This window comes from Dielma fastidiosa (assembly GCF_000313565.1).
Classification (GTDB): Bacteria; Bacillota_I; Bacilli_A; order Erysipelotrichales; family Erysipelotrichaceae; genus Dielma; species Dielma fastidiosa.
This window is the reverse complement of the sequence record NZ_HE578923.1, coordinates 1-17328: the sequence shown is the minus strand read 5'-3', so window position 1 is coordinate 17328 and position 17328 is coordinate 1. Positions and strand designations below refer to the sequence as shown.

The following is a 17328-nucleotide window of genomic DNA, read 5'->3' as shown; positions in this document are numbered from 1 at the left end:
CTACCTCCTGATAACCCAATTATAGTGAAATCCGTCACAATTGAATATGGATAAATGGCTCAACTCAATGGATTATTGAACATAATGCTTAAAATGATGATAAAATAGAGTTATGAAAAACCTTGGCATCAAAACTAAAATACAGCTTTATTTTTTAATCAGTGTCCTGATTGTATTCAGTTCACTGTTTTTCTACATCGAAGCAGTTTACCGGCCCAAAGATATTGCCAACAATACATTTACGGTTTCCCAGATCGTTGACAGTAAGGCACAGGAGGTCAGCATGTGGATCAAGCGAATCTCTGCTGAATATCGCACAATATCTACTATTCCTGCCTTTTCTTCAATGGATGTACGCGGCATTGAACCGCAGATCGAACGCTTTACTAATTCTTATACCAATAATGGTGAAGTGATGGAAACCTTTTCTTATATTGGAAAGAATGGGTTCTGTTGGATTAACAGTGATGCGATTGAAAATCTGATGGATAATCAGGACTATCAAAAAGCTTATCGGGATGATTCTGAATTCATCATCTCTAAGCCTAAGCTGAATGACAACAATCGTGAGGTACTGCTTTTCTATTATCCGATTAAATCCATTACGAATCAAAAAGAGGCGCTGATTGTTGCCGCAATTCCTTCTGTACGCTTAAATGAAATTGTTAATACGATGCAGGTTTATAATGGCAAAAGCTTTATCATGAGCCGTGATTATGATTTAATAACTACCAACGCGCAATATTTCTATTCACATACGATTGATGAAGAAACTCTGCATGCCATCGATATCATGGCGATAACAAGCAGTAATCAATTTCCTGTCACCGATATTAATGGCAAAGCAGCAACGTTATTTGTCTCACCAATTGAAAATTATCCGGAATGGATCTTTGCCACAGTTGTATCTAATGAAGAATTGATGCAGTCAAGTAATCAGCTGATGACCGGTCTGTGGATTTTACTGCTCTTCCTTTTAGCGGTTATTTTTATCCTTGGGAAAATGCTGGTAACGTCGGTGCTGACACCCATCAAGAATCTTCAGAATGCTATGAAGCTTGTGGAAAACGGAAAGCTGGAAAGTTATGTTGATGAAGGCAATGCCCGTGATGAAATTCATGACTTATCGATGAGCTTTAATAAAATGATTTCTAAAATGAGTGAGCTGATTGATCAGATTGTTGAAGAGCGCAATCAGAAACAAAGAGCGGAAATGGAAATCATGCAGGCACAGATTAAACCGCATTTCCTCTACAATACCTTGGATAATCTGAAATGGCTTGCCAAACAGCATGGCGCTGAGGATGTCGCTAAAACAATTACCGCTCTTTCAACTTATTTCCGTACCTTCTTGGCAAGCGGTCAGCAGGTTATTTCTCTGAAACAGGAGTTTAAGCATACGAAGGCTTATCTTGATATGCAGAAGATCCGCTTTAAGAATCTGGATTATGAGATTTATTGTCCAAAGGAACTCGAAACAATTCAGGTTGTGAAAATATTGCTTCAGCCATTGGTTGAAAACAGTATCCATGCTTGTACTCAGCCAAATACGCATATGGGTAAAATTATCGTCAGAGCCATGATTGAAAATGAATGTTTAATGCTGAGTGTTGAAGATAATGGCTGCGGCATGGATGAGCAGGAAGTGAAGGAGCTGCTTGATTATCTGCATTCCTCGGATACCTCAAAGCATTTTGGGCTGCATAATGTTTATACCCGGTTAAAAATGATGAATCAGGAAAATGATATTTTGATTGACAGCATTAAGGGTGAAGGATGCAAGATTACTTTATTGATAAAGGAGTTTGACTATGATAAGAACGATGATCGTTGATGATGAAGAAAATATCCGTTATGGATTAAAACGGCAGGTCGAATCTTTAAATCTGGATATTCAGGTAATTGCCCTTGTGGATAATGGTGAAGTTGCTTTAGAAGCTGTGCAGAAGTATCATCCGGAATTGCTGTTTATGGATATTAATATGCCTGGCATGAATGGTCTTGAAGTCATTAAAAAAATCCGTGAGCTTCAGCATATGTGTTCAATCATTATCATATCCGGTTATGATGATTTTCAATTTGCGAAAGAGGCGATCAGACAAAAGGTTGATTTCTATCTTTTAAAGCCTGTCGATGATGATGAATTAGCTGAAGTCTGCGCGCAGGCAATTGATAATTATCAGAAACGTCTCTTGGAGCACAATTTGCTGAAACAATATCAGCCTAATGATTCCGCGGATCTTCTAGCCTATATTCAAAATCATTTAGATGATCCGACCCTTGATTATGACAGCTTACAGAATAGTTTTGGTCTGTCACGTTCAAGCATCAGTAAATTGATTAAGCAGGCAACAAATCAGTCGCTGAATGAGTATATTACAAATCAGCGGATTGATCTTGCTGATGCCTATTTGAAAAATCAAAAGAACGCAGCGATTAAACAGATTGCGCTGATGTGCGGTTTTACTGATCCGCTTTATTTCTCAAGAGTGTATAAAAAAATACGCGGCCGTACACCCAACAGCACAAGGGAGGAAAATCTATGAAGAAAATTCTCTTGGCACTGCTGCTGATGCTTAGTGCTTGCGCGCCGCAAAGTATCAATAATACGGATACCTTTCAGGGTGAAGGGTTTGGCAAACAAGGTAAGATTATTGTTGACGTGGTTATTAAGGATGATAAAATCGAGCATATTGAATTGGTGAAGCATAGTGAAGTGCCGGGTTTCTCCGGCAAAATGATTCAGCTGGCGGATGAGATTATATCTAAAAACAGCATTGATGTCGATACGATCACCGGTGCTACACTGACTAGTCAAGGGTTCATAGATGCTGTCAAGGACGCGCTGACGCAGGCTGGTATCACGCAGGAGGATCTGATGAATGCCAACATGCAGGAGCAGCAGCAGAAAATCATTGAACAGCATTCTGATTTGGTAATCGTCGGCAGCGGCGGGGCCGGCTTTGTGGCGGCAATTCAAGCGAAGCAGCTGGGATTTGAGAAAGTAACGATTATTGAAAAGATGGCTTTCAATGGCGGCAATACCCGCATGTCCGGCGGCGAATATGCCTGTTACAACAACTGGGTTCAGGAAAGTGAAGGAATCATTGACAGCAAGGAAGCATTTATTGAGGATATTTTAATATCCGGTCAGGGCCGAAGCAATGAAACATTGGTGCGTACACTGGCTGATCATGTATTAGAAAATGCTTATTGGTTGCGTGATGAAATTGGTGTGCAATACAAGGATGAGCAATCATGGTACGGCGGTCATCGGGTTGCCAGAACCTTGTGGCCGGTTGGTGATGGCCCTGCTTATGTAAATACTTTGGCACAAAAAGCCGAGGAATTAGGTGTTGAAGTAATCTACAATACCAAAGCGGTTGAGATCATTATGGAGAATGGCCAAGCGATTGGCATAAAAGCTGTCAGTGACGGCAACAGTCTGCATTTCTATGGTGACAGCGGCATTATACTGGCAACCGGCGGTTTCTCTGCCAACGTGGAAATGCGTCAGCAGTACAATACCCAATGGCCAACCTTAGATGCCTCGATTCCTACGACAAATTCACCGGCAATCGTCGGTGATGGCATTCTTATGGCACAGGCGGCGGGTGCTAATCTGATTGATATGGATGCGATTCAGCTGTATCCGATCAATAATCCAGCCACCGGCAATTATTACTTCGTTGATTATGCGCGTTTAATTGGCAATGCCTTGCTGGTAAATAAAGATGGTGAGCGTTTTGTTGATGAGAAGGAAACCCGTGAAATCATCTCTCGGGCAGCCATTGAACAAAAAGACGCTATGATTTATGAAATCATTGATGATCAAGTGGCTAAGTCAATGAATCTGGAAGAAGATTACGCTTCTGAAATTGCCCGCTGTCTTGATCAGGGAGTTTTGATTAAGGGCAGTTTAAAGGAATGCGCTGAATTCTTCGATATCCCGTATGAAACCTTGGCAGCTACGATTGAGCACTATAATGAAATGGCTGCACAGGGTGTTGATACAGACTTTAACCGCACCGACTTGATACCGATTGGTGACGGACCGTATTTGATGTTTGCATGCATTGTCTCGGTTCATCATACCATGGGCGGTGTGCAGATTGATGAGAATGCTCATGTAATTGATACTAATGGCAACATAATTCCTAACCTGTACGCAGCGGGTGAAGTAACCGGCGGCATTCATGGTGCCAATCGGCTTGGCTCATTATCGATACCGGATACAGTCTGTTTCGGAAGGATTGCAGCTGCCACGGCATATAATGAGCATTTAAAGAAATAATATTTCAGATATACCGAACTTATAACGGCGATAAGCCGTTTTTCTTTTAGCAAATAAAAAGCTGTCCCGTAATGAGACAGCAATAGCATCTTATTTATTTATAAAATCACTGATTGATTCAGTTCTGATGTCAATGTACTTCGTTTCATCCTGTGCCGATACCAAACGGATATACATCGGCTTTTTATCAGGGGTTCCACCTACCAGTAAATAGTAGTTTTCATCAATATTATAGAGCAGAATATATAAACCTGAACCTATTTCTTTGCTCTTATATTGTTCAAAATCACTCCAAGTCAGTTCTTCTCCTTTACCTGCCAGCTCTATAACCTTATCAAGGGTTAATTCCGCAGGCTCTTGTAATGGCGGTATTGATGGATTTGTGACTGTATACCATTTATCTGCATAGAAAATATAGCTGGTTTTTTCATCGATAATGGCATATGAGATATTGCGGTAATCACCTTTTGTAAGATAGAATTCATAAGATTCAACATCGGTATTCGTATCATAAGGCGTCTTACCCTTTTCAAATTCATGCGGTAAGAATTTTAAACCTGAAGCCCACTCTCTCAGTGCGTCAATTTCATCTCCGCTTACTGTCCATTGAACCATCTCATCGTTAGTAACATGAATAATACCTACTTTATTAACATCCGCGCCGATAATAGCGTCACGTCCTTTTTCAATGTTGCTGCAGCCAGCTAGAAGAAGGATCGCAGATAATAAAACACTGATCAATCGGTTATTTTTTTCATTTAAAGCAACTCCCTTCTTGATTAACAAGGCTTTCAAAGCCGCTGCCTATTCATATTATAGTATATCTTAAAGTTACATGCAAGCTTACAAACTTTGCGGTGTTGATCGGATGAATGCATTTAATAGAATTAGAGATTATTGCTTTTGGTATTTATCAATGCCTTGATGAAGACATTCAATTAATTCATCACGCAATTCCTGTGGTTCTAAAATTTCACAGTTATTCAGATACTGTAAGGCAAAATACAACATGCCCTTTTTTGATGAACATACTCTGGTAATCAATAAATCTTTCTGTTCTCGATCCGGCTGAATAATGATTTCCTTGCCAAACATATCGATAATATCATCAAGAATCATTGAATGAAAACGCAATGTTATCATTACCGGTTTATCCGCATACATATACATCCGCTGTTTGACATGCTTATGCAAGTCAAAGCCATATTCCAGTGGCCGAGCTTTCTCGTCAGTGAGTTCGATATTCAATATTTTATCGATTCGATAAGCATTAATATCCTGATAGTTTTTAGTCCGGCATAATAAATAAAGATTATTATTGCTTTGAACGAGATAATAAGGATGAATTTTATATCGCTGCTCTTTATTAAATATCAGCTGTTTATGGATATCATAATGAGCATAATTAAAAGTTACGGTACATTTTTTCTCTATCGCTTCAAGCAAAATATCAATGGTATGAAAAAATTGTTTATTCTCTGATTTCCAAGCCTTATTTTTCTGTGCCATTGTCTCATTAAAGGTTTTCTCAACATATTTGCTTTGCGTTGATAATAGCTTGCTGATTAATTTATCACTTAAAGAGGCCGATAAAAAGTGCGATGAATAAATACTTTGGCAAAGCAGCTGAACCTCACTTTTCTCAAATAATCGGCTGATTAAATAATAGCCCTTGCGATTATCCTGATACATGCTGATGTCTGCAATGCCTTCATCATTAATAATATTTAAATAAGTATTCAAGGTTTTACGATCCATTTTGATATCATAATTAGCCAACAGCAGATCTTGAATTTGCTGATTGCTTAATACATGATCTTCATCAGAATATTTTTGTAATATGGCTAGAATTTTTAAGGCAAATACGCGGCTTTCATTCATATTTTATATCCCCTCTTTTATCTTAACACAAATGATGGCTGGGCGAAATATGGTACAGCAATTGTTTTATAATATGGATAACAAGAGGTGATAATGATGAGAGCATTAACAATAGCAGGCTGTAATTATTATTTTGGCCCGGAAGCATTTTGTGTAGGCCAGCGGCTGAGATTAATGAAAGATACTGATAATGCGTTTGATGATGAAGCAATTTGTGTCATGAATGATACCGGAGTTGTGTTAGGACATGTGGCTAACAGCATTCATACCGTTGCCCGAGGAACATACAGTGCTGGCAGAATTTACGATTTGATAGCAGAAAAGCAGTATGTTAAAGTCCTTTATGTGATTGATAAATATATTATTGCTGGTTTGGAGGAAGGTGGTGATCAACTTGAAGCATCGGCTGAAATATTTACAGAAATGGTTAATTACGAAATGTTATCAAATCATTGAATGGTGTGATCAGGAGACGGTTGATCAGGAAATTCGGCCTGGGGATGTTTATTGGTGTAAAATGCCATTAAGCGAACAGAAACTTATGAATGTGGAACCCGGGCATCGTATCAGGCCTTATGTTATCAGTGCTGTTGAAGCAGATCAAGTAAAGGGTTATGCTTGTTCATCCAAACCGCATTTGGGCTGCAGTGTTTATCAGCAGGCTGAAATTGATCATAAGAAATATAGGCTTAGAAAGTCCTCTTATGTTAATCTAAGCCGCGAAGTCATCATTCCGTTCGACTGCATTAAAGATTATTACTATACATTGGAGAAAGATGATTATGATCGAATCAAGAAAAGTAATAGCAAAGAAAAGTCTATTGAAATTGGCATTGGCTCGGTGATCATGGCAAATGATAAAATGTATTACATCTACAAGTACAAGACACCATACTTTTATGTCTACCCACTGTTAACAAAAGCTGAGCTTATTAATTGGAGCATTCTGCAGACAATCGCGTGTAATAAACAAGTCTATTATATTGACTATGCTTCAAAGGAGCGTCTGCATCGTGATAGTGAAATTAAGAAATGCATGCAGCTATCTAAAAAAGATATTCATATAATTGAAACAGGACAAAATGGTACTATACAGAAATCAAAATATGAGTCCGTATCTGTTATGCCGCATGTGCATGTAACGTTTCTTTATCCTCAGGGGCAGGTATTTTACGAGCCGTTTCAAGATCGGTGGTTTGTTTATCTTTATAGTCAAAAGAATAGAGATTATGGCTGCTTCCTTGATGATTATGAAGATGGTCAATATCGGATACACAAAGTGAATTTAGACTATATGAAACTAGATGGTATTATGGCAGCGGACGAGCTAGCCGAGATTATTAAGCAGGTGTGCGTCAGTGACAGTAATTGTTATCCGCTTGAATTAGTTCGTAATAATATTAATAATACTTTAATTTCTGCCAAATTATCAAAATCCTTCAGTGATACGAATATGATGAATTTCTATAATTAATGTACAAATAAGGCAGCTGTGTGCTGCCTTTTCGTTTATATTCATAAAGAAAAAAGAGATCCGAAGATCTCTTAATTGTTATTGGGTTTCAATTACTCAATGATTTCAGTAACGTTACCAGCACCTACTGTACGGCCACCTTCACGGATAGTAAATTTAGTACCTTGTTCTACAGCGATAGGAGCGATCAGTTGAACTTCCATTTCAACGTTGTCACCAGGCATAACCATTTCAGTTCCTTCTGGAAGAGTGATTACACCAGTAACGTCAGTTGTACGGAAATAGAACTGAGGACGGTAGTTAGAAACGAAAGGAGTGTGACGTCCGCCTTCTTCTTTTGTTAATACGTATACTTGAGCTTTGAAGTGAGTGTGTGGGTGAACTGTTCCAGGTTTAGCAAGAACTTGTCCACGCTGAATTTCGTCACGGTTAACACCACGCAGCAATGCACCGATGTTGTCACCAGCTTCTGCGAAGTCTAACAGTTTACGGAACATTTCGATACCAGTAACAACTGTTTTCTTGCTGTCATGGATACCAACGATTTCAACTTCTTCACCAAGTTTTAATACACCACGTTCAACACGTCCAGTAGCAACTGTACCACGACCAGTGATAGTGAATACGTCTTCTACTGCCATCAAGAATGGTTTGTCTACTTCACGAGCAGGTTCAGGGATGTAGCTGTCAACAGCATCCATCAATTCATCAATCTTACCAACCCAAGCAGCATCGCCTTCAAGAGCTTTTAATGCAGAACCGCGGATAACTGGAGTGTTGTCTCCGTCAAATCCGTATTCTGATAATAATTCACGAACTTCCATTTCAACTAAGTCGATTAATTCTTCATCATCAACCATGTCGCATTTATTTAAGAATACAACGATCTTTTCAACACCAACCTGACGAGCAAGCAGAATGTGTTCACGAGTCTGAGGCATAGGACCATCTGTAGCAGCTACTACCAGAATAGCACCATCCATCTGAGCAGCACCAGTGATCATGTTCTTAACGTAGTCAGCATGTCCCGGGCAGTCAACGTGTGCGTAGTGACGAGTAGCAGTCTGATATTCTACGTGTGCAGTATTGATTGTGATACCACGTTCTTTTTCTTCAGGTGCTCCATCGATTGCATCGTAAGCCTTGAATTCTGCCTGACCTTTTTGCGCAAGTACGCTAGTGATAGCAGCAGTTAAAGTTGTTTTACCGTGGTCAACGTGACCGATAGTTCCAATGTTAACATGTGTTTTGGATCTATCAAATTTTTCTTTTGCCATTGCAAATTCCTCCTGTGATTTTATCAAGTTTATTTTAATTCAATTTGTTTATAAAAGCAACATTTAAAGTGAATTAAGCGTTGTTTTTAACGATTTTTTCTGCGATAGACTTAGGTACTTCTGAGTAGTGGTCAAATTTCATTGAGTAATTACCACGACCCTGAGTGAATGAACGCAAGTCTGTTACATAACCGAACATCTCTGACAGTGGAACATAAGCCTTAACCATTACGGCATTGCCTCTTTCTTCCTGATCATTGATCTGTCCGCGGCGTGATGAAATATCACCCATTACAGAACCCATGTATTCAGTTGGAGCTGTAACTTCAACTAACATGATTGGTTCCAGAATTACCGGCTTACATTTCTTAGCAGCTTCTCTTAATGCCATTGAAGCAGCGATCTTATAAGCCATTTCACTTGAATCGACATCATGGTAAGAACCATCAAACAGCGTAGCCTTGATATCGATTACCTGATAACCAGCAACTAAACCGTTCGCTAATGCAGCTTCAGTTCCTTCACCGATACATTTAATGTATTCTCTAGGTACTGATCCGCCGACAGTAGCATCAACGAATTCAAAGCCTTTACCTTCTTCAAGCGGTTCGAATTTGATCCAAACGTGACCATACTGACCACGTCCACCTGATTGCTTAATGTACTTACCTTCACAGTCAGCAGCCTGACGGATTGTTTCACGGTAAGCAATCTGCGGAGCACCAGTATTAGCTTCTACCTTAAATTCTCTGCGCATACGGTCAACGATGATATCCAGGTGAAGTTCACCAACACCGGCGATAATCGTTTGTCCTGTTTCAGGATCTGTATATGTTTTGAAAGTAGGATCTTCTTCAGCAAGCTTCTGAAGTGCTAATGTCATCTTGTCCTGATCGCCCTTTGACTTAGGTTCAACAGAAATCTGAATAACCGGTTCAGGGAATACCATTGATTCAAGAATGATATGAGAATCTTCAGCACACAGAGTATCACCCGTTGTCGTATCTTTTAAACCTACGGCAGCAGCAATATCACCTGCATAAACTTCATCAATTTCCTTACGGGCATTAGCATGCATCTGAACGATACGTGCAAAACGCTCACGTTTGCCTTTTGTAGCATTTAATACATATGTACCTGATTTAGTAGTACCAGAATAAACACGGAAATAAGTCAGCTTACCGATGAATGGGTCAGTCATAACCTTAAATGCCAATGCAGAGAATGGTTCACTGTCACTAGCATGACGAGCTACATCTTCACCATCTTCAGTCTTACCGATGATTGCCGGAATATCCAGCGGTGAAGGCAGATATTCAATAACGCCGTCCAGCATTAATTGAACACCCTTGTTCTTATAAGCAGATCCGCAGAATACTGGGAAGAATTCACCAGTACATACAGCCTTACGAATCGTAGCCTTTATTTGTTCGATTGTTGGTTCTTCACCTTCAAGAACCATCATCATTAAGTCATCATCAAAATCAGCAATTGCTTCAATTAATTCTTGACGCTTAACTTCCATTTTTTCTTTTAAATTCTCAGGGATATCGATTTCAACAATATTTACACCGAAATCACCTTCGAAATCATAAGCTTTTCTTTCGATGATATCAATGATACCATTGAAATCACTCTCAGCACCGATTGGCAATTGAACAGCAGCACTCTTAGCACCTAAACGGTTGATAATTGTAGCGCAGCTCATATCAAAATCAGCACCGGTAGCATCCATCTTATTAACGAATACGATACGTGGTACACCATAAGCTGAAGCTTGACGCCAAACTGTTTCAGTCTGAGGTTCAACACCAGCCTTAGCATCTAATACTGTAACCGCACCGTCAAGTACACGCAGTGAACGTTCAACTTCAACAGTGAAGTCAACGTGCCCCGGAGTATCGATGATGTTTACACGAGTATCAGGGTACTGAGATTTAGTACCAGCCCAGTGTGCTGTAGTAGCGGCAGAAGTAATTGTGATACCTCTTTCTTGTTCCTGAGCCATCCAGTCCATTGTTGAAGCTCCATCATGAGTTTCACCAATTTTATGGTTAACACCTGTGTAATACAGGATACGTTCAGTTGTAGTCGTCTTACCAGCATCGATGTGAGCCATGATACCAATGTTACGAGTATTTTCTAATGAATATTCACGTGGCATAGTTCAAGTCCCCTCTTACCAACGGTAGTGAGCAAATGCTTTATTTGCTTCAGCCATTTTATGAGTATCGTCTTTCTTCTTAACAGAAGCGCCAGTACCATTTGCAGCATCGATAATCTCAGCAGCAAGTCTTTGCTCCATTGTCTTTTCATTTCTTAAGCGAGCATAGTTAACGATCCAGCGTAAACCTAATGTTAACTTTCTTTCCTGAGAAACTTCAACTGGAACCTGATAGTTAGCACCTCCGACACGGCGTACTTTAAGTTCTAATAACGGCATAACATTTTCCAATGCTTGTTCGAAAACTTCCATTGGTTTACGTTCTGTCTTTACTTCAATAATATCAAATGCGTTATACAGAATAGTCTGAGCTACCCCTCTTTTACCATCAATCATGATTTTGTTGATTAAACGAGTAACCAACTTAGAGTTGTAAATCGGATCTACTAACACATCACGTTTTGCTATATGTCCTTTTCTAGGCATTATTACTTCCTCCTTTCACGATTAATGCTATTTCTTAGCAGCTTTAGGTTTCTTAGTTCCATATTTAGAACGAGACTGATTACGAGCATTAACACCAGCACAGTCTAATGTTCCGCGTACGATATGGTAACGAACACCTGGTAAATCCTTAACACGTCCTCCACGGATCAATACAACGCTATGTTCCTGTAGGTTGTGACCGATTCCTGGGATGTAAGCTGTAACTTCCATTCCGTTTGACAAACGAACACGAGCATATTTACGAAGTGCTGAGTTTGGTTTCTTTGGTGTCATTGTACCAACACGAGTACATACTCCACGTTTTTGTGGTGAACTCAGATCGGTAGGACGACGCTTCAAAGAGTTGTAACCTCTATTTAAAGCAGGAGATTTAGAAACCCATACTTTATTTGTACGACCTTTACGTACTAACTGATTAATTGTAGGCATGATTGTCCTCCTTTCGTGCTAACACACATTTCCGGGTGTGTCATATTACGGCATAAATTAATGTTCCATCTTTCAGGAACATATTCACGCTAGCTTTGTAATTGTAAAACAACCAGAAACGTTTGTCAATCTATTTTATAAAAAAATTAATGCAATTTCATAAAAATCTCAATAAAAGCAGTTTTTTCGTTCATAATGATGCTTCAGCTTAATAAAAGACCTGTCCGCAAAAGACAGGTCCTATATTGATTAAAGCTTATTTAGCTGCTTGATTCAAACAATCAGTAACTGCGTCAAGAATACGATTTGATGTCAAAGTAGCACCAGCTATCGTATCAACATTTACTGAATTCTGTTCAGCAATTGCTGTTGGCAGACTTTCAAGAGCTGGCTTAGCAACGGCTTCCGTTTCATGCTGTTCAACGATTTCAACCTTACTGATCTTACCATCAGCAATGGTTGTCTTCACATTCATTTTACCTTCCTGGCCATCAACAGATGCTTCATATTCACCATCCGTCAAGGCTTTACTCATATCGAAACGATCAGTTTTCACAGCTTCATCTCTGACAAATAGTTTTTCATCAAGAAGATTTGATGCCGGTTTAGCTGTATAACCCTCAGCCAATTCACCACTCATTAATTCACGGGCTGCCAGACGGCCGAATACGATAGGTCCCATAACACCGGTACCGCCAGATACAAAGCGTCCCCAGATACCGCCGGTAACTTCACCAGCCGCATATAAGCCAGGAATGACTGTTCCATCTTCAGCAAGCACCTGCATCTTATCATTTACAGTTACACCGCCTAAAGTCATAACAACTAATGCCTTTAAAGGTACGGCATAATATTTATCGCCTTCAATTTTATTAACAGCAACATTATAAGCTGTCACTGTACCGTCATAGCTGCGGCCAAAGCTGTCCGTGCCGCCGGCTTCCACAGCCGCATTGTACTCTTCAACTGTTTTAGCTAATTGTTCCGCCGGCATATTCAGCTTGCCTGCCAATTCTTCAATTGAATCAGCAGTTACAACCTTGCTGTGGCCTTTGCCATTTTCAGGTTCATATAAATAAGTCCACATCATATCAGCACCAGCTGCTTTCAGATCTTCAATAATCTTATCAGTGAAAATATCATATTGAATTGCTTCCGGCTGTTCTTCCAACGCAACCTCACGCTCTTCAACTTCAGCAAGTGTTTCATCTACGAAACGTTCGCCATTCTTATTCACACAGATACCGCCGGCCTTCCATGTATAGGTTGGCGCGATTGAACCAATACCAGGCGCAACTTCAAGTCCCATTGGGAAAGTAGGAATATAAGTCATTGTTTCTTCATCAACCTTAGCGCCTACTTCCTGCATCATTCGAATACCATAACCATCAGCCGCAAATGAACCGCCAGCCAGATAACTAGCACCATTTTCAGCAAATTCTCCCATCAGCTTGGCATTGCCTGAATAACCGCCGGTTGCAACGATAATCCCTTTTTCTGCCGTATATTTTATTGTCTGACTTGTTTCATTATTAACCGCCAATACCGATAAAATTTGACCTTTATCATTAGGCATCAGTGTTTTCGCTTCAGTCATAAAATCAATGGTTACATTTTCAAGACCCGCTACCACTGTATCCAGAATTTCATGCGCCGCTGATTTATATTTTTCTTTATTATCAGGGCTGGCCTTATAAGTTCTAGGTACACTGTAAAGCGCATGTTCAGGGGCAAATACTGAACGATGACCTTCTTTATCCGTACTGAACTGGTTATCACTTAAACCATGATCCCAAAGCCATTGAATCATATCTACATCTTCATCAACAAACTTTCTGATTAATTCTTCATTGCCTTTATGAGCACCATTTTTCAAAATATCCTGAACAAATGATTCCTTAGTATCCTCAATTCCGTCAAGTTCTTGGATAATTGTCTCAGCGCCGGACATCGATCCGCTTGTATAATTCAAAGAACCGCCTGTATTATTTGTTTTCTCTACAATAATAACACTCTTAGCGCCGCTTTCAACCGCTTGAATTGCCGCTGAAAGACCAGCACCGCCGGCTCCTATGATAATAACGTCAGCGCTCTTTTCCACATCCGCACTAACCACTGGCTGATTATCATCAGTTTTCGGCGTTTCGTTTTGCGGCTTAGAGCATGCGGCTAATGAGATTGTCATCAGCAATGCACAGCAAATACTTACTATTTTTTTCATCCTTTTCATCCTCCTATTCTTATTTTAACACTTGATAAGTTATTAACTAGTCAAAAATCTTCGATAAATTTAATGTTTTCATAACTTTTTATACTTAATATTTAATTTTAATAAAATTATGTTAAAATGATAACATGAAAAACATCGCAACCTATGACCTCTTAAAACCTGATCCGCTCTCAGAGATTCTGCTGTCTCTGGATTTTCGTGTGCTTAGCTATGTGGATTGGACTGAACAGGAGAACCGAATTATTAATAATGAAATTCTGCCGCATTTTAAACTTGTCGCTGTTGAAAGAGGCAGCATTGAACTGATGATTAAGGATCAGCGGTTATTAATTGAAAAGGGAGATTTGGCAATCATACCGCCATATACCTTATTCACCGCTGCTTGTCTTACCGAAGAAAAAGCCCATCTTTATATTTTTCACTTTGATTTAAAAACAGATCTCATGCGCAACAGCTTTGCGAAGCTGTTCAGCTGCCATCAGCTGACGGTATATTCAAAATTATTTACGGAACAAGATCTGTTTTGGTTCTCAACCTTTTCTCATCAAAATGCTGATAAACCCGGCTATTATTTCAATTTGGAAGTATTGCTGAAAAAAGCACTGGCTGCTATTTTGATGAATGCAAACGCCTATTATGCAGCCAATGCCGACCGAGCCGCCAATAATACAAGTGAAGAGCGCATCTTTGTGGAATGCCTGGATTACATCACTGAGCATGTACATGATAATATCAAAGTTAAAGATTTATGCACCCATTTAAATGTATCACAAAGCTATCTTTACCAATGCTTTCATCAGATTAAAGGCTGTTCCACCAAGGAATTTATTCTGATGTTTCGCATGAAGCAGATCTGCAATGATTTAAGAAATACGACCATGAGCCTCGCGGAGATCTCTGAATTATATAATTTTTCATCACCGATTGCCTTTTCAGCCAGTTTTAAGAATCAGTATGGCAAATCACCGGCCGCTTACCGCAAGCAATATAAAACCGAATTAAAAACCAAAAAGAAATAAAACCGCAGTGGGAATTAAGCTTCCGGCTGCGGTTCTTCTATATCAAAATCTTCAGATTTAAAATTACTGTAATAACGGCCTTTTTCGGCAGTAAACTTCAATATGCAGTAATCCGGATCTGCAACCCCTTCCGGATAATACATTGTATCTCCTTCACGCCAGCACATTTCTTTTGCTTCTTTAGTTTCCAGAACTTCCATTGTCCCCTTCAGACATACGCCGCGGAAAAAGCGCTTATCTACAAAATAAATACTTGCCTTTGGATTATTGCGGTAACAACTGATTTTTTGAGAAGATGTATTGGTCGTAAACCAGAAATACTTAATTCCTTCTCTTTCTCTTGGCGGCAGCATCGCGCGGCTGACCGGATAACCTTCCGCATCAATATAAGAAATACTCGTCATACTTGCCCTTTCAATCAGATTGCCGATTGTCTGGCTTGGATTTCGCATCATAATCATCCCTCCTGATGTCATTATATCAGTTATTAAAGATACTGGCCATCAAAATCTAACTGCTTAGAATCCGCCGCTTTTGCCTGCATTATCATCTGTTCCAGCAGCACGCCAACCTGCTCAGCAATCTCTTTAATATCGGCTTTAAATTCATCCAAAACATAGGATTCTAAAACGCCCAGCACCGCGGTAGCCATAAATTTGCACAGTACCTCATTATGATCAGCTGCGTCTGATAGCTTATCATTTAACTGTACCATGATAAAAGCCTGCAGACGGTAACGGAATGCAATGGTACTTTCAGTAGCAAATAAGGCTTTAAAGAAGGCTTTGTGCTCTTCGAAATAACAGAACCAAAGCACTGTTCCCTCCACAAAACCCTTATCCTTTTTTCTTTCACACAACTCAGCCAATTCAACCATCCGTTCATCAACCATTTTATTTAAAAGATCAAATTTATCTAAATAATGCAGATAAAAGGTTTTACGGCTGATATCAGCTTGTTCAGTCAGCGCCTTAATGGTAATAGCATCAAAGCCTTCGCTCATCAGCATTTCTATAAATGCTTTCTGAATCGCTTTCTCAGATTTTATACTTCTTCGATCAGGCTTATTCATAAAATCTCCTTTATACACGTTTTCACGGATGTGAGTATTAATACATGGTTTTCAGATTCTGGTCATTGATAATCAATGATCCATGGTTTATATTTATTATACATATGCGTAATAGTATACGCAAGTATCTTAAAGGAGGAAATATATGCCCAGAACTGCGGATGAATTAATGAATCATCATATTGAATCTATGATTAATATGAAAAAAGATTCAAATTTAGAAGAAGCCTTGTCTGATTATTCAAAAGAATTGATAGCCATTACCCGATTGGATGGGAGAACACGAACCATGGGCCATGATACGCTGACTAGCGTCATGCGTAATTCACTGACCTTTGCGGTTAAATTAGGCATGGATATTGAACATGCAGTTGAAAAGCTGAATTTTCTATATCGGCAGAGTACCGATAATTATATTACTTTGGTAGCCTCACTGCCGCCATTTTCCAGTTTTGCCTCATTTACTTATATGGTTGAAAACGGTCAAGCTGTCTATGTGAGCGGCTATGCGAAAACACCGGTAAGTATGCCTTCATTAGGTATCAAAGCCCACCCATTTCCAACAAATACAGTGGCATTGGCATTAACTGAAAAGCATTTCAATAATCTAAAGGCGCATGATGTTGATGCCTTAATCAATGATTATGCGGATGATGCAGTCATCCTTACCAATCTATGCAATCGGCCTTTAGAAGGAAAAGAAGATATCCGCTATTATTGCGAAGGATTGATTCATAAAGCTAAAGCGGAAATTGATGCGTTTACTGATCCTGCCGCTAAAATAACGGTTAAAGAAGCCGTTGAAGAATTGAGCTGCATCGCATTTCAGCATCGCGGCAAAAAGCAAGCTGGTGTATTAACCCAGCGTATCCGCGATGGCAAAATTATTTTTGAATCACTCACTTTTCAAACTATTACAGATGTTATATAAAAAAAAGCAAGGCAGATAAAGCCTTGTTTTTTTTCATATTAAGATTTGCT

General features: G+C 39.4%; 16 protein-coding genes. 7 read left to right on the top strand and 9 right to left on the bottom strand.

The window, feature by feature from the left end; translation table 11 throughout:
- Window positions 1-112 precede the first annotated feature (112 nt).
- Genes DAHG_RS18310 through DAHG_RS00355 form a run of 3 tightly spaced genes read left to right on the top strand, consistent with a single transcriptional unit; the run spans window position 113 to window position 4294 of the window.
- A complete protein-coding gene (locus DAHG_RS18310) occupies window positions 113-1834 on the top strand; it encodes a sensor histidine kinase (protein WP_022936330.1) in 1722 nt (573 codons plus the stop codon).
- Window positions 1812-2546: a response regulator transcription factor gene (locus DAHG_RS00360; protein WP_022936329.1), complete on the top strand. Its 735-nt coding sequence runs from the start codon at window positions 1812-1814 to the stop codon at window positions 2544-2546. The genes DAHG_RS18310 and DAHG_RS00360 overlap by 23 nt, the downstream gene beginning before the upstream one ends.
- Window positions 2543-4294 (top strand): flavocytochrome c, encoded by a 1752-nt coding sequence (locus tag DAHG_RS00355; protein WP_022936328.1) that lies wholly within the window; start codon window positions 2543-2545, stop codon window positions 4292-4294. Before DAHG_RS00360 ends, DAHG_RS00355 begins: the two co-directional genes overlap by 4 nt.
- Before the next feature lie 90 nt (window positions 4295-4384).
- Here DAHG_RS00355 and DAHG_RS00350 read toward each other — a convergent pair whose 3' ends face one another.
- Window positions 4385-5089, bottom strand: coding sequence for a hypothetical protein (locus tag DAHG_RS00350; protein ID WP_022936327.1), 705 nt, complete (start codon window positions 5087-5089; stop codon window positions 4385-4387).
- A gap of 99 nt (window positions 5090-5188) precedes the next feature.
- Window positions 5189-6175, bottom strand: coding sequence for a WYL domain-containing protein (locus DAHG_RS00345; protein WP_022936326.1), 987 nt, complete (start codon window positions 6173-6175; stop codon window positions 5189-5191).
- 93 nt (window positions 6176-6268) lie between these two features.
- Between DAHG_RS00345 and DAHG_RS00340 the strand changes: the two genes are divergently transcribed.
- Both DAHG_RS00340 and DAHG_RS00335 read left to right on the top strand, forming a co-directional pair.
- Window positions 6269-6631 (top strand): HIRAN domain-containing protein, encoded by a 363-nt coding sequence (locus DAHG_RS00340; protein ID WP_181416051.1) that lies wholly within the window; start codon window positions 6269-6271, stop codon window positions 6629-6631.
- Window positions 6561-7649 carry a hypothetical protein gene (locus DAHG_RS00335; RefSeq protein WP_147576387.1) on the top strand — a complete coding sequence of 363 codons (1089 nt, stop codon included), beginning with the start codon at window positions 6561-6563 and terminating at the stop codon, window positions 7647-7649. The genes DAHG_RS00340 and DAHG_RS00335 overlap by 71 nt, the downstream gene beginning before the upstream one ends.
- Before the next feature lie 92 nt (window positions 7650-7741).
- Here the strand turns inward: DAHG_RS00335 and tuf are convergent, their stop codons facing one another.
- From tuf to DAHG_RS00310, 5 genes are all read right to left on the bottom strand, one after another.
- Window positions 7742-8926: an elongation factor Tu gene (tuf, locus tag DAHG_RS00330; RefSeq protein WP_022936323.1), complete on the bottom strand. Its 1185-nt coding sequence runs from the start codon at window positions 8924-8926 to the stop codon at window positions 7742-7744.
- A 73-nt stretch (window positions 8927-8999) separates the two neighbouring features.
- Window positions 9000-11090, bottom strand: a complete 2091-nt coding sequence (fusA, locus tag DAHG_RS00325) for an elongation factor G (RefSeq protein WP_022936322.1) — start codon at window positions 11088-11090, stop codon at window positions 9000-9002.
- Window positions 11091-11105: 15 nt separating this feature from the next.
- On the bottom strand, window positions 11106-11576 hold the full coding sequence (gene rpsG, locus DAHG_RS00320) for a 30S ribosomal protein S7 (protein WP_022936321.1): 471 nt from the start codon (window positions 11574-11576) through the stop codon (window positions 11106-11108).
- A gap of 27 nt (window positions 11577-11603) precedes the next feature.
- Window positions 11604-12026, bottom strand: a complete 423-nt coding sequence (gene rpsL, locus DAHG_RS00315; RefSeq protein WP_022936320.1) for a 30S ribosomal protein S12 — start codon at window positions 12024-12026, stop codon at window positions 11604-11606.
- A gap of 256 nt (window positions 12027-12282) precedes the next feature.
- Window positions 12283-14247, bottom strand: coding sequence for an FAD-binding protein (locus tag DAHG_RS00310; protein WP_022936319.1), 1965 nt, complete (start codon window positions 14245-14247; stop codon window positions 12283-12285).
- 134 nt (window positions 14248-14381) lie between these two features.
- Here DAHG_RS00310 and DAHG_RS00305 point away from each other — a divergent pair, with 134 nt between their 5' ends.
- A complete protein-coding gene (locus DAHG_RS00305; protein WP_022936318.1) occupies window positions 14382-15275 on the top strand; it encodes a helix-turn-helix domain-containing protein in 894 nt (297 codons plus the stop codon).
- 14 nt (window positions 15276-15289) lie between these two features.
- Here DAHG_RS00305 and DAHG_RS00300 read toward each other — a convergent pair whose 3' ends face one another.
- Complete coding sequence (locus DAHG_RS00300; protein WP_022936317.1) at window positions 15290-15730, bottom strand: pyridoxamine 5'-phosphate oxidase family protein; 441 nt, start codon at window positions 15728-15730, stop codon at window positions 15290-15292.
- A 32-nt stretch (window positions 15731-15762) separates the two neighbouring features.
- Window positions 15763-16347 (bottom strand): TetR/AcrR family transcriptional regulator, encoded by a 585-nt coding sequence (locus tag DAHG_RS18305; protein WP_022936316.1) that lies wholly within the window; start codon window positions 16345-16347, stop codon window positions 15763-15765.
- Between the two features lie 145 nt (window positions 16348-16492).
- On the opposite strand from DAHG_RS18305, the gene DAHG_RS00290 reads away from it, so the two are divergent.
- Window positions 16493-17278: a nuclear transport factor 2 family protein gene (locus DAHG_RS00290; protein ID WP_022936315.1), complete on the top strand. Its 786-nt coding sequence runs from the start codon at window positions 16493-16495 to the stop codon at window positions 17276-17278.
- The last annotated feature ends 50 nt before the right edge of the window (window positions 17279-17328 follow it).